Origin of the sequence: Oceanospirillum beijerinckii DSM 7166, assembly GCF_000422425.1 — a bacterium.
GTDB classification, from domain to species: domain Bacteria; phylum Pseudomonadota; class Gammaproteobacteria; order Pseudomonadales; family Halomonadaceae; genus Oceanospirillum; species Oceanospirillum beijerinckii.
This window is the reverse complement of record NZ_AULT01000038.1, coordinates 1-13,160: the sequence shown is the minus strand read 5'-3', so window position 1 is coordinate 13,160 and position 13,160 is coordinate 1. Positions and strand designations below refer to the sequence as shown.

General features: G+C 48.3%; 12 protein-coding genes and 1 pseudogene. 6 read left to right on the top strand and 7 right to left on the bottom strand.

Going from position 1 to position 13,160, the window contains the following annotated elements; translation table 11 throughout:
* The first annotated feature begins 105 nt into the window (after positions 1–105).
* Positions 106–705, top strand: a complete 600-nt coding sequence (locus tag H579_RS0112485; RefSeq protein WP_028300963.1) for a NapC/NirT family cytochrome c — start codon at positions 106–108, stop codon at positions 703–705.
* 27 nt (positions 706–732) lie between these two features.
* On the top strand, positions 733–2,139 hold the full coding sequence (locus tag H579_RS0112480) for a multiheme c-type cytochrome (protein WP_245583259.1): 1,407 nt from the start codon (positions 733–735) through the stop codon (positions 2,137–2,139).
* Between the two features lie 226 nt (positions 2,140–2,365).
* Here the strand turns inward: H579_RS0112480 and fecE are convergent, their stop codons facing one another.
* Genes fecE through H579_RS25475 form a run of 4 tightly spaced genes read right to left on the bottom strand, consistent with a single transcriptional unit; the run spans position 2,366 to position 6,226 of the window.
* Positions 2,366–3,136, bottom strand: a complete 771-nt coding sequence (gene fecE, locus H579_RS0112475; protein ID WP_036566231.1) for a Fe(3+) dicitrate ABC transporter ATP-binding protein FecE — start codon at positions 3,134–3,136, stop codon at positions 2,366–2,368.
* Positions 3,136–4,083: an iron chelate uptake ABC transporter family permease subunit gene (locus H579_RS0112470; protein WP_028300960.1), complete on the bottom strand. Its 948-nt coding sequence runs from the start codon at positions 4,081–4,083 to the stop codon at positions 3,136–3,138. The genes fecE and H579_RS0112470 overlap by 1 nt, the downstream gene beginning before the upstream one ends.
* Positions 4,083–5,186 carry a FecCD family ABC transporter permease gene (locus tag H579_RS0112465; protein WP_051227580.1) on the bottom strand — a complete coding sequence of 368 codons (1,104 nt, stop codon included), beginning with the start codon at positions 5,184–5,186 and terminating at the stop codon, positions 4,083–4,085. Before H579_RS0112465 ends, H579_RS0112470 begins: the two co-directional genes overlap by 1 nt.
* Entirely contained in the window at positions 5,183–6,226 is a 1,044-nt protein-coding gene (locus H579_RS25475; RefSeq protein WP_157834616.1) for an ABC transporter substrate-binding protein, read from the bottom strand. Before H579_RS25475 ends, H579_RS0112465 begins: the two co-directional genes overlap by 4 nt.
* 351 nt (positions 6,227–6,577) lie before the next feature.
* Here H579_RS25475 and H579_RS0112455 point away from each other — a divergent pair, with 351 nt between their 5' ends.
* Entirely contained in the window at positions 6,578–6,850 is a 273-nt protein-coding gene (locus H579_RS0112455; protein WP_028300958.1) for a hypothetical protein, read from the top strand.
* 166 nt (positions 6,851–7,016) lie between these two features.
* Here the strand turns inward: H579_RS0112455 and H579_RS0112450 are convergent, their stop codons facing one another.
* A complete protein-coding gene (locus tag H579_RS0112450) occupies positions 7,017–8,306 on the bottom strand; it encodes an NAD(P)/FAD-dependent oxidoreductase (protein ID WP_028300957.1) in 1,290 nt (429 codons plus the stop codon).
* Between the two features lie 553 nt (positions 8,307–8,859).
* On the opposite strand from H579_RS0112450, the gene H579_RS0112445 reads away from it, so the two are divergent.
* Entirely contained in the window at positions 8,860–9,216 is a 357-nt protein-coding gene (locus tag H579_RS0112445; RefSeq protein WP_028300956.1) for a hypothetical protein, read from the top strand.
* 160 nt (positions 9,217–9,376) lie between these two features.
* Here the strand turns inward: H579_RS0112445 and H579_RS0112440 are convergent, their stop codons facing one another.
* Positions 9,377–10,765 carry an ATP-binding response regulator gene (locus H579_RS0112440; RefSeq protein ID WP_028300955.1) on the bottom strand — a complete coding sequence of 463 codons (1,389 nt, stop codon included), beginning with the start codon at positions 10,763–10,765 and terminating at the stop codon, positions 9,377–9,379.
* Positions 10,749–11,912 (bottom strand): alcohol dehydrogenase-like regulatory protein ErcA, encoded by a 1,164-nt coding sequence (ercA, locus tag H579_RS0112435; RefSeq protein WP_028300954.1) that lies wholly within the window; start codon positions 11,910–11,912, stop codon positions 10,749–10,751. Before ercA ends, H579_RS0112440 begins: the two co-directional genes overlap by 17 nt.
* A gap of 290 nt (positions 11,913–12,202) precedes the next feature.
* On the opposite strand from ercA, the gene H579_RS0112430 reads away from it, so the two are divergent.
* Together H579_RS0112430 and H579_RS0112425 are read left to right on the top strand one after the other, a co-directional pair.
* On the top strand, positions 12,203–12,760 hold the full coding sequence (locus tag H579_RS0112430; protein WP_211224714.1) for a lysophospholipid acyltransferase family protein: 558 nt from the start codon (positions 12,203–12,205) through the stop codon (positions 12,758–12,760).
* 172 nt (positions 12,761–12,932) lie between these two features.
* A pseudogene (locus tag H579_RS0112425) lies at positions 12,933–13,160 on the top strand (helix-turn-helix domain-containing protein); the annotation flags it as partial.

Genomic DNA, 13,160 nt, shown 5'->3' with positions numbered 1-13,160 from the left:
CCATGGTCTACTCTTCAGTAAATTGATAGCGAAACAAGATCAGTTTGATTTTCTTATCTTTTAAACTAAAGAGTTAAAAATAGATATGCTCTGCAGATCTCTGTTTTGCTGCTAAGCCACATAGGAAGTCATACTTTGAACCGACAAAAATCGTCCGGCGTCAAAACTCTTATCAAATGGACGCTTCTGCTTTCCACGCTTGCCCTCATCATCATTGCCGGTTGGGCAACAACCGATTATGCCTTGCATAAAACCTCTGATGCTGCATTTTGCGGCAGCTGCCACAGTATGAAACCCATGCAAGCTTCCTTCCTGCAAGATAAACACGGTGGTCACTCCACAACAGGAATACAAGCACTTTGCACAGACTGCCATCTCCCCCAGGATAATTACATCAGCTATCTGTATATGAAAGGCAAAAACGGTGCCTGGGATGTCTGGAAAGAGTTTGTTCTGGGAGCCGGTGATGTGGATTGGCATGCCAAAAGAGCCGAGGCAAACCGCTACACCTATGATTCCGGCTGCCTGAAATGCCACAACACCCTGATTTCAGCCTCAGAGCTAAATAACAAACAGTTTGTTGCCCATAAGCCTTACTTCCAGAAACGGACAGAAAAAACCTGTGTTGATTGCCACAAAGTAGGCCATAAAAACCTGAGCCTTTACCTACCCCAGGTGGCTAATGCACCAACCCTCCCCAACTGATTAGCCTCTACAATAAGGAAGATCGTTATGCAACGAGACCACAGCCAACGGAGTCTTCATCAACAGCTGGTGGTATACCGCCGCCTGCTGACGATGGCCAATCATTATCAATACATAATCTTAGTCTCGCTAATATTATGTATTATACTACTCGGTAGCACCTCAACAGTATTAGCCAACGATCACTCCTCCAGCGGTGATCTTAGCCAGATTAAGACTATTAGTTTTAAGCGCGGTTTGAGTGATTCTGACAAGGCCTGCGTCAGCTGCCACCAACAAAAGCAACCCGGCATCGTAGCGGACTGGAAAGACAGTCGCCACAGTCATGTCGGTGTGGGTTGTAACGATTGCCACCAGGCCCAGCCAGGCCAACCGGGTGCCCAACTGCACAATAAAGGCGAACTGAAAAACGCCTACATTACACCTCTGGTTTCACCCGCCACCTGTGGACGCTGTCACGCTGAAGAACAGGAGCAGTTTAATCGCAGTGGTCATTTCCGTTCCTATCGCCAAATTATTCCTAAAGACAGTCTGCATGCTCTGGTTCGCGTACACGAAGGTCGCAATAACAAAGAGCTGGGTAATGCTCCGGATGAAACTGGCTGTATGCAGTGTCACGGTACTAAGATCAAACTGGATGAAAAGGGCAAACCTGACCCAACCACCTGGCCTAATATGGGCATGGGCAATATCTATCCCGATGGCTCAACCGGTAACTGCGCCGCCTGCCATACCCGTCACAAGTTCTCTATTGCTGAAGCTCGTAAACCTGCAGCTTGTGCTTCTTGTCACCTGGGGCCGGATCACCCGGATATAGAGGTGTATAACAACAGTAAACACGGTCATATCTTTAACGCCGATGGCTATAACTGGAAATGGGACTCCCCACCCGATGGTTGGGAACCTGGCGATTACCGTGCACCAACCTGCGCCACCTGTCATATGAGCGGTATTGGCGAACTGAGTACAACTCACAATATCAATGAACGCCTGTACTGGAACCTGTGGGCTAAAGAGTCCAAAGTACGCAACTCCACTGACGTCATGAGCCCGCTATTGGGTAATGGCCCTGAGGGTCGTAAGAAGATGGAACAGGTATGCAGCTCCTGCCATAGCAGCACACACACCAAAGGTTTCTTTAAACAAGGTGACAAAGCCGTCAAGCTGTATAACGTTGAGTACTATGCTCCTGCGAAACAAATGCTTGATGAGCTGAAAGAGAAAGGCCTGTTAAAGGATAATCCTTGGACCGACGAGTTCCAGATCACCTTCTATCATCTATGGCACCATGAAGGCCGCCGTGCCCGCCATGGCGCTATGATGGGAGCACCAGACTATGCCCATTGGCATGGTTTCTTTGAACTACAGCAAGACCTGTACAAACTTAAAGCGATCCATAAAAAACGTCTGGAAACAGGCAAGATAGAAGACTAAAACATAGATCAATCGTAACTATTCAGGTGCTTAAAAATTCTATATTAATCAATATGTTGAATTTTTTAGGACTCTTTTTGAACCTATTCAGCCTCCTGTAACCTATTGATTTCTGGTAGGTGCCAGGCAGGCTTCGAAAGGCATATAAAGCTAACTCATTGATTTTATTATCTTGAACCCACCTGAATAGTTACGATCAATCATCTGATGCAATTAGCCCACTCAACTAAACAGGAACCAGGGTAGGACTACCGGCAACAGGATCAGGGTGGATCTCTGCACACAGATCAAACACCTCTTCAACCAGTTTTTGAGTGAGTACCTGCTCTGGTGTCCCCTGCTGCTGTACCTTGCCTTGTTTAAGTACCACCAACTCATCACAGTAACGACTGGCTTGGTTCAGGTCATGCAATACCACGACGATGGTTTTCCCCTGCTGGTTCAGCTCACGCATCAGCTTTAACAACTCAATCTGATGGGCAATGTCCAGCCAGGTTGTTGGTTCATCCAGTAATACCAGATCGGTATTTTGCGCCAGAATCATCGCGATCCAGGCCCTTTGCCTCTGTCCACCAGATAGATCTGTAGCAGGTCGATCCGCCAGCTCCAACAGACCGGCCTGCTTCAAAGCGTGTTGCACAATAGCTCTATCTTCATCGCTCAAGCGGCCCCAACGGGAACCCCAGGGCGCACGACCATAACCGACTAGCTCACGAATTGTCACACCCTCCGGGGTAATGGGTGCCTGAGGCAGTAACGCCAGTTTTCGGGCCACCTGACGGGTATCCTGTTTGTGTAGACCCTCTCCCTGCAACAGAATCTGCCCCTGTTTAGGCGACAGAATACGAGCGACTGTTTTTAACAGCGTAGATTTACCACAACCATTAGGACCAATCAGGGCGGTAATTTTCCCTTTCGGGATCTGCAGATTCAGCTCGTTCAGAATCACTTTGTCACCGTAACTGACCGTCAGATTTTCAATAGACAGATAGCTCATTACCAGCCTCGATAACGGGTTAATAGGAAGAGGAAATAGGGTGCGCCGATCAAGGATGTCAGCACACCAGCCGGTAACTCTATAGGGGGAGCCAGAATACGGGCCAGAATATCCGCCAGTAAAACCAACACCGCCCCGATCATAGCAGTCGCCGGTATTAAACGACGGTGGCTGCCACCCACCAGCAAACGCGCCAGATGGGGCGAAACCAAGCCGACAAAACTAATAGCGCCGCATACAGCCACACTGACTGCAGCCAAAGCTACGGACAACAATAGGGCTAACCTGCGGGTTTGCAGCACATTAGCCCCTAGGCCTTCCGCCGCTTCATCACCCAGAGCCAGCAGATCCAGGCGTAATGCCATCATCAGCGCCAACGGGAACAACACCAGTAACCAAGGCAACAGGACTGCGACATGATCCCAACCTCGCCCCCATAAACTACCGGTTAACCACACCAAGGCGGCATTAACCTGATAGGGATGGCTCACTAATAGCCAATCGATCAAGGCGCCCAACCAGGCACTTAGAGCAACACCCACCAGCACCAAACGAGCGGGATTCAGATCCTGATTACGTACTAACCACAGCATCAAAGCCATCGTCAGCAAAGCACCAGCTATAGCCGCTGGAATCATCCAGCCAAAAGCCACACCCGGAAACAGCAGCAATAATGTTGTCGCCGCAAGACCAGCCCCGCCGGTCACACCGATAATATCCGGTGATGCCAGCGGGTTTCTCACCACACCTTGAATCATAGCTCCAGCCAGGCCTAAGCCCGCTCCGGCCAATATCGCTACCAACACACGGGACAGTCTTAGGTCGGTCAAAATATCAGGACCAGCGCTCAGAGCAGTTTGCAGATCCAAAGAGCCCAACAAGACACCACTAATCGCCAGCAGCAATAAAAAAACAGGCAGCAGCGTTAACGTTAAACGAGGATACATCAGCGCTTACCCTCTCGACTGGCTAACCAAAGAAAACAAGGTGCGCCCACTAAAGTAGTGACCAAGCCAACAGGGGTTTCAGAAGGAAAAACCAGCAAACGGGACAAATAATCCGCCCAAACCATCAAGGTCGAGCCCATCAGGGCACACACAGGCAATAAAACCCGATGGTCCGCACCGGTGAATTTGCGTGCCAGATGAGGTACCAACAGACCAACAAACGCTATGGGGCCAGTAATAGCCACCGTTGCAGCCGCCAGGGTGATCACCAAAAAAGAGACCTGCAGACGTAGTTTGACCGGTGAAATACCCAGACCTGAGGCCATCTCCTCACCCAGGGCCAATAAGTTAATACGCTGAGCCAATAACCAGGACAGTAACCCCGCCACTAATATCAAGGGCCATAACCGATGCCATTCAGTCCAGCCGATGTCCGTCAAAGAGCCGGATAGCCAATCCAAAACAGACTGAGATTGTTCATCCAGAATCAACAGAGTGCGTGTTAATGCGATCAGCAACGCGGTGACTGCTACACCGGCCAGCACTACTCTAACGGGATGAATTCGACCCGCTAATCCACCACCCAGCATCAATACCAAGGTACCGGCAGCACCGGCACCAATAGCCGTTACAACAATCAAAGGCAGCTCAGCCAATAGGGGAATCAAACCGGATTGAGCCATCACCAATAAACAAGCCGCACCGGCGTTAATACCAAATAAAGCCGGTGATGCCAGAGGGTTACGGGTAATGCCCTGCATCAAAGCCCCCGCCATAGCCAGAGCAGCACCGGCTACAGCCGCAACCATCACACGAGGCAGGCGTATAGTGCTGATCAGTTGAGAAGCCAGCGTTTTAGCTTCCACTTGATCATCAAGAGACAGAGCTTCAACTATTACAGCCCCCATCATTCCCGCATTAATAATCTTATTAAGCACCGCTTGCCAGAGATCCGCTAAAGTCAGGGTAAAGGTTGATGCACCGATAGAGGCTAACACGCCTCCGAGCACCAAAAGACTTAGCAATAGGATGAGTTGGGAAAAAGGCAAAAACCATTTAGGGCCAGCCGCTAATCTACCGGCTGTTGCTTCAGAAGCACTCATGGCTGTTGCACACCCTCTACAGGTGCAAATGAAACCAGCGGAGAAGCAGAAACCAGTTTAATGAGATCCTCTGCAATCTGCTCGGCGGCAAAAATACCGCGACTGAGCGACCAAACCTTTGGGTCCACCAGCTTCAGCTGCTGCTTTTTGACCATATTTAACATCGGCCATAATGGATGAGCCTGCCAACGTTTCAGAGCCTCAGCCCCACCTTGCGCACGGTTGTAATCACCCACCAACAACCAATCAGGGTTCATACCTGCCATCTGCTCAAAGCTGACACGCATATAGGCACTGTTATCCCCTTGAGGAATCGCCGTCTGCAGCCCTAAGCGATGTATAACGCCGGTGGCAAAGGCTTTACTGGCATGTACCGCGACACCCCGTTCACTGGCGGTAGCAAATAAAAAGCGTTCAGCTTGCGCCTGTTGCCCTTGTGTACTTTTTAATTGAGCATTTTCTAACTGAGCACTCTTTAATTGGACACGAAAACGATCCATCGCCGTTTCATGCTGCTGTAAACGCTGCTCAACATAGGATTGTTTGCCCAGCGCCTGACCGATCAAGACAGCATCATTTAAAAGATCGTTATATTCCGCACCATAGCTCAGTAATAACAGCGTTGGAGCAATCCCCTGTAACTCCCGGTAGATACCACTATGACGCCGCTGGTCAGCAATAATCAGATCCGGTTTCAGACTGGCAATGGTCTCAAGATTGGGCTGCCCACGCAGGCCAACGGACTGATAATCACCCATCTGCTGCTTCAGTTGCGACAGGATACGCTGAGGTTTTTGATCATCAGCAATACCCACTGGAGTAATGCCCGCCAGCACCACCGCATCAAGAAAAGAATATTCCAGTACCACCACTCGTCTGGGCGTGCCCTGAATCACCAGCCCATCGCCTTTATCTGGCACTCTACGTTCCTGCTGTAAGCCCTGCCCCACTGATTGAATCTGCTCTAAAGCAGATGTCGTTGACTGCTGAGCCACTGCCGGTGAGCTAATAAAGAATACGACCACAACTGACGCAAACATCAGCAACATTGATACGCTAAAAGTCCTTGCGACAGATAAAATCGTGGTCAAAAAAGATAAAGCAGATATGCCTTGAATCTGTGGGTGCATATTTCTGAGCAGGTTACCTCTGCAAAGATCCAGATAAATCCCCATTAAGAGCTCCTTATTACAAGCTATTAATGCTAATCGTTTTTATTTGCGCCTGCAATTGATTAACAAAAATATCCTAACTACTTGAGGACTAATAAGCCTGACCGGACTTTTAAAGGTGTTTTAATGTCAGAGCTTAATCCCCAGCCAACAGGCCAAAGCGGGTTAGAGAAAATTTAAGTCAGTGACACAAGAACTGAGGAGACTAGTGCTAGGAGTGTGCTGACAGAAAATTTAGTCCAGGATGTAGCCACTGAAGAATATATGACACCGAAAGCGGTCGCTCTGGTGAACGCTGTGAAAGCGCTGTCACCACGTTTGCTGGAGCGGGCGCGCCCAACCTATGAAGAGGGTATTGTGCCGACAAAATCGGTAAAAGAGATGGCAGAATCGGTCTGTTCCGTGCTTTACAGCCTAAGCGTTGGGGCGGTTATGATGTGTTGTGTCATAACCGCAAGTTGTTGGCGGGTTCAGCAGTTTGCGGCGAGTTAATACCGCTCCCGATATATTTCCGGGTATCAGGGTAGATACACGGTTGGAAAAGCCGCAAGGCACCTTCCGACAAATAACCTGATATCGTTATAGATGTCGGATGGCGCTTCGCTTATCCAGCCTCGGATATCAATAAACTTATCGGGAACCGTATAACCCAATGAGATCAATGCAGTTTCATCTTAGGTCGCACGACCTTACCCAGCTTCTCGGCCACAATCACCATCATCGCCTTTGGCCAGCCATGAATCGCTACCTGGTGCATCCGGTACAAGGAGATATAGACAGCGCGGGCAATACGACCTTCAATAAACATACTGTTTGAGGTCAGGTTACCCATCAGGCTCCCCACAGTACTGTAGCGACTCAGGTTAACCAGTGAACCGTGATCCTTATAGATATAAGGTTTAGGTTGCTCGCCTTTTAGCAAACGAGCCAGATTCTCTTTCACCTGCTCTGCCATCTGGTGGGCGGACTGCGCTCGAGGCGGCACCCAACTGCCGTCCGCCTGCTCACAGGCACAGCAGTCACCAATCACCCAGATATCGGAATGGCCTTTCGCCTGTAAACTAGGCTCCACAATAATCTGGTTATTACGATTGGTCTCAAATACGCCCAAACGAGATACAAAATCTGGCGCTTTAACACCGGCCGCCCAGATCATCATATCGGCCTGGATCAGCTCATCATCGGCCGTGATAAAGCCTTCTTTTGAGGCCGAAGCCACCCGCACAGACTCTTTGACTTCGACGCCCAAACGCACCAGTTCTTTTCTGGCGGAAAAGGAAATACGATCAGGTAATGCGGGTAGAATACGCGGGCCCGCCTCAATCAAACTGATTTTCAGCTGATTAGCCGTCATATTGGGCATACCATAGGATTTCAACAAATCCGCCACATGATATAGCTCAGCCGAAAGCTCAACACCGGTCGCTCCACCACCCACGATGGCGATATGCAGCTCCTCCGATTCATCTTTCTGGTTAATGCGGATAAAGTTATTCAGCAAACCATGATGAAAACGCTCCGCCTGCTGGTGGGAATCGAGAAAATAGCAGTGCTCTGCCACTCCAGGCGTACCAAAGTCATTACTGACACTGCCAATGGCCAGCACCAATTTATCATAGCTTAGCTGGCGTTCAGGCAAGACCTGTTCACCTTCACTATCAAAGGAGGGTGCCAGAGTAACGGTTTTTGCTTCCGTGTCCAGCTGACAAAACTCACCCAGTTGGAAGTTGTAGTAATGTTTCGCGGCATGGGCGTGATACACCACACCATCGGTACTGGTATCCAGAGAACCGGTCGCCACTTCGTGCAGTAAAGGCTTCCAGATATGTGTCCGGTTACGATCTACCAGGGTGATCTTAGCCTTATTTTTGCGGCCATATTTATGGCCCAGTTGTGTTGCTAACTCAAGACCGCCTGCGCCGCCCCCTATGATTAGTATATTTTCCATCGCCTGATTACCTTCTTAATGATATGGGGCTGACCGCTTCACTCAGCTTCTTTAAGAGTGAGTTGCAAGGTACCGCAACCTGCAGGCAACAGTCAGTCCCATAGCATCAACCCCTAAAGCCGTAATACGCCAATACTACCGATTGCAGTATTCCCGAAACTTACTGACTACAGAGCCATTTATGGGATCAGGCAAAAAAGGTCTTACCTTTTTGACTGTATACACTTTCGTCGAAAGTGACAGAAAAGTAAATGCTTCTTTTGCACCTGCGAGATTTTCAATAATTCATACTTTTGCAGCAGAGAAAACAGGAAAAAGTATTAGGAAAATGTGAGAAATAAGAAAAATAAAGCACTACAAAAAAAGGGTTAATTGCTCTTTGAGCAAAGAAAATGTGATGCTCATCAGAGTCCCATCTACAATATTTCAGTCCCTCTATACTGCGGAGAACTGTTTGAGCGAGACCATTGATAATTCCAGATGGGTAGCATTTGCTTACGTTCAGTGATAAAAACATTTAGCTCAAAGAGTTAAACACAAGGAATCGTACCAAATGAAAAGAATTCGCTATGTACTGGCAGCACTGCTCTTCAGCACCAGCATAAATGCTACCGCCGCCATTAAAGAGGAGTGTAGCGGCCTGGCAGGTATGAGTAGCAATTTAAATACCGTTGCTGAAGCCTTTAAGCTGATTGGCGAAATCGAACACGGGGATGACTTGGATAAAGCGCTGGGTGAAGTGGTAGATGCAATGGTCTTGGTCGCCGAGGCTGAAAATACACCTCGTTTAACCCATGCTGTAAGCGATCTTAGCCAAGCCTATAACAGCCTCAACGTTAATCAATTTCAAAAAGCCCTGAATCAGGTTATCCATTATATGGATGGGCTTTACAAAAGAGAGTGCCTTTAACGAGAATGCTGTTAACAAGAGGCGGTTTAACCAACCAGTCCTCGAAGACATGTCTTAAAGATCATCATTCTCTGAGCATTGATTGGCTTTTCAATCAGCTACGATCATCATCCGCTAAAGCTGGGAGCGGTAATAACCAGCTTTAGCATTCCAACACCACTTAATCTTCCAAAAGATGCGTCAACAGTGCTCTTAACTTGCCTGGCTTAACAGGTTTATTGAGCACAGGCAGACTCAATTGACTAAACAGATGACGACACTCACTGCTGCGATCCGCTGTTAGAATAACGGCAGGAATATCGCTGCCAAAAGTTTTCCGCAAACTCTGAACAGCATCCGTGCCCAATTGATCGTCATGCAAGTGGAAATCAGCCAAAATCGCATCAGGCACCCACTCTTCATCCAGACATAACTCACGCGCTTCCTCTTCACTGGCTGCAGTAATCACCTGACACCCCCACTGGGATAACAGCGCATCCATACTGACCAGAATGCTCTCTTCATTATCAATCACCAGAATAGTCAATCCCTGCAACCGATCAGGAGTTGGTACAAAATAGGTCACACTGGGTCGAAGCGGAGCTACTTGTTCAGCCAAAGGCACCTGAACTGAGAACACAGAACCCTGTCCTTCAACAGAGCGTAATAGAACAGGATGCTCCAACATGCGGGATATACGCTCAACAATCGCCAAACCCAATCCAAGCCCCTGGCGATTTTTACCCTTATGCCTGGCCATTTGACGAAACTCTTTAAAAATATATTCCTGCTGGTCCACAGGAATACCATCACCGGTATCCCAGATCTGGATACTGACAACATCCCCCCGACGACGACAACCAATGAGCACCCGGCCATCCTGCGTATAACGAATTGCATTACTGATCAGGTTGCGAATAATCCGCATCAACAGACGGGAATCACTGCGAACAGAGAGTGAGCTGGGCACCGCTTTAAGTTGCAGCCCTTTGCTATGAGCAACCGGCTGAAATTCACCCACCATAGAATTCAATAGCTGCTGCAGATTGAACTCACTGATATCGGGTTTTACGGCTTTTTGATCCAGTTTGGAGATATCCAGTAGATCGGTAATCAGATCTTCGGCATTTTCCAATGCCAGATGGACACGCTCAACCAGATGGGCATCATCGCGATCCAATGCTCGTTCTCTTAACGCTGATACCAGTAAGCGTGCGGCATTCATCGGCTGCAATAGATCGTGGCTTGCTGCAGCAAAGTATTTATCTTTATTACGGTTGGCTTCTTCTGCCGCTTCCTTAGCTAATTTCAGCTGCTGCTCAATTTGTTCCCTTTCTGAAATTTCCTGACGCAGCTGTTCATTCAGCATGACCAGTTCAGAGGTCCGCTCAGCCACTCTTTGCTCCAACTCCTCGTTGAGCTTTTTATAACGGGTGCGTTCCTCTTCCAACTCATCCAATTTGGCACTGAGTTCAGGGTAATAACTTTTCCGTGCGGACTGATGACCCAAACCAATCAGGCTGGCAACCGTATCACCTGAGCCCTGAGTATGATCAGAGTGCTTCTTCATACACCACTTCTACATCGCGTTTACTGGAGCGTCTGGGGTTGGTCAAAATGCAAGGGTCAGAGATGGCATGCTCCGACAACATCGGAATATCTGTCATACTCACACCGCTGGCCGCAAGTTTCTGACTCAGGCCCACTTGCTGTTTTAAATCGATAACCTGACGAATCAAGCGTTCCCTGACCTGATTACTGGTCATTCCGCGGATATCAATGCCCAAGGTTTGAGCCACGACCTTAAAGCGATCTTCTGCATCGCGGTAATTAAAGTTGATCACATGCTCCAACAACATGGCATTACACAGGCCATGGGGCAGATCCAGATACCCCCCCAGGCTATGGGACATAGCATGTACCGCACCCAGAATTGCATTAGAGAAAGCTAAACCTGCCTTCATAGAACCCAGCATCACCTGCTCTCTCAGTTGCAGATCCGCAGGATTGGCTACAAGCGCCACCAGGTTTTCATTAATCAGTCGCATGCCGTCTAAAGCATGCATGTCTGTCAATGGGCCAGCCCCGGTTGAAACAAAGGCTTCTACTGCATGTACCAAGGCGTCCACACCAGTACAAGCGGATAGAAAAGGGTCCATAGTTAATGTCGTTTCAGGATCGATCAGCGCTACATCCGGCACAACCGCCTTACTGACAATGGAGATTTTTACCTTATCCACTTGATCGGAAATAATGGCAAATTGAGAGACATCAGCCGAAGTACCCGCAGTGGTAGGAATAAAAATCAGGGGAGGAATCGGCAGATCGATCGTATCGATGCCTTCATAATCGAGAATATTTTTGCCATTGGCGGAGACAATGCCCACACCCTTGGCGCAATCCATAGGGCTACCGCCACCCACAGCGACAATAACGTTACATTGATGCTCCTGATACAGCTGCGCGCCCAACATCACTTCTTCGGAACGGGGGTTAGGCGAGACCTGAGTAAAGGTTACATATTCAATACCTTCTTCTTCCAGACAACCGGCAATATCTGCTAACCATCCAGCTTCGACAACCCCAGGATCAGAAACCAGAAATACCTTCTTGGCACCGAAGGTTTTAGCGTAATTACCGACAGATTTTCTCGCACCCGCTCCAAAGATGATCTCTGGCGAAACGAACTTACGTAAGTTAGTGATATCGTTGCTCATGGTTACCACTCAACACAGCCCTGTGCTTAGCCGCGTATTATCATTGTTATTGTATATGGTCCGGTCAGACAGGCACCGAGTGTACCTGAAGCCAGCTTAAGCCCCAAGCGTTGTAACAAAAGCGCTACAAACTGATTTTGTTGGATATTCAACGTAATAACCTAGCATGCTAATCAGGTTTTCCGTTTTAAACAATACACCCTTTGTAGCGCTTAATACCGGTTGAGCTAGACTTTATGTACAATACCGGACTGTTTTCACTAGAGTTTATAATTTCAATGCGTCGAACCATGTTTAATACACCAGTAATTAGCGACCTTCTTTGTCTCTTTTCTACCGTGGTGCTAAAACTCACTGGCTGGAAGGTTGAAGGTCAACTTTCTACTGATGTTAAAAAAGCCGTGCTGATTGCCGCACCTCATACTACAAACTGGGATATGCCATTCAGTTTAATGATGGCATTTAAGCTGCGTCTGCCTGTTTACTGGTTGGGCAAAAAGACCATTTTTAAGTTTCCCTTTGGGCCTCTAATGCGCTGGATGGGGGGTATCCCGGTAGAAAGATCCCGCTCCACGAATATGGTTGATAGTATCGTTCAGTTATTTGATCAGCATGACAATCTGCTGATTATGATGGCTCCGGAGGGAACCCGCTCTCAGGTTCAAGAGTGGAAAAGTGGTTTTTATCATATGGCCAATGGTGCCAATGTTCCCATTGTGCTGGCCTATATCGATTACCAACAGAAACGTGGTGGCATTGGTCCTCTTTACCAAACCTCAGGGGATTACCCTAAAGATCTGCAAGAGATTCAAGCCTTCTATCAGCCGTTTCGCGGTAAATACAACTAGCTTAAAACTCCAGAAGAACCTGTATGTCACTGAGCTTTTTACTTATTTTTGCCGCGACCGTATTCTCGGTATCCATTATTCCGAGCCCTAGTAGTCAGTCATCATGAAAACATAGAGTGCTAGACTTGTTCTCAAAAGGTGGAAGTCACCTGACCAGTTGAGGGCAATCTGAATGAAAAAGCGTTATGTAGTGAAGTTGACTGAAGAAGAACGTAATCACTTAATTGATCTGGTTACACGAGGCCGTGTAGCGGCTTATCGTCGACGTCATGCAGAAGTCTTACTGCTGGTTGACGAAGGTGAGCATGGCCCTTCTCTTACTGATCGTGACGCTGCCGAAAGAGTGAGATATAGCCGGCGTACTATTGAGCAAATCCGGGAACGCTGCGTGACAGAGGGC

What these genes read in the sequence shown, in the direction of transcription:
- H579_RS0112450 (WP_028300957.1), bottom strand. Translation starts at nt 8,306, where the DNA reads ATGGAAAATATACTAATCATAGGGGGCGGCGCAGGCGGTCTTGAGTTA.
- H579_RS0112430 (WP_211224714.1), top strand. Translation starts at nt 12,203, where the DNA reads ATGTTTAATACACCAGTAATTAGCGACCTTCTTTGTCTCTTTTCTACC.
- H579_RS0112440 (WP_028300955.1), bottom strand. Translation starts at nt 10,765, where the DNA reads ATGAAGAAGCACTCTGATCATACTCAGGGCTCAGGTGATACGGTTGCC.
- fecE (WP_036566231.1), bottom strand. Translation starts at nt 3,136, where the DNA reads ATGAGCTATCTGTCTATTGAAAATCTGACGGTCAGTTACGGTGACAAA.
- H579_RS0112445 (WP_028300956.1), top strand. Translation starts at nt 8,860, where the DNA reads ATGAAAAGAATTCGCTATGTACTGGCAGCACTGCTCTTCAGCACCAGC.
- H579_RS25475 (WP_157834616.1), bottom strand. Translation starts at nt 6,226, where the DNA reads ATGTTTGCGTCAGTTGTGGTCGTATTCTTTATTAGCTCACCGGCAGTG.
- ercA (WP_028300954.1), bottom strand. Translation starts at nt 11,912, where the DNA reads ATGAGCAACGATATCACTAACTTACGTAAGTTCGTTTCGCCAGAGATC.
- H579_RS0112465 (WP_051227580.1), bottom strand. Translation starts at nt 5,186, where the DNA reads ATGAGTGCTTCTGAAGCAACAGCCGGTAGATTAGCGGCTGGCCCTAAA.
- H579_RS0112470 (WP_028300960.1), bottom strand. Translation starts at nt 4,083, where the DNA reads ATGTATCCTCGTTTAACGTTAACGCTGCTGCCTGTTTTTTTATTGCTG.
- H579_RS0112480 (WP_245583259.1), top strand. Translation starts at nt 733, where the DNA reads ATGCAACGAGACCACAGCCAACGGAGTCTTCATCAACAGCTGGTGGTA.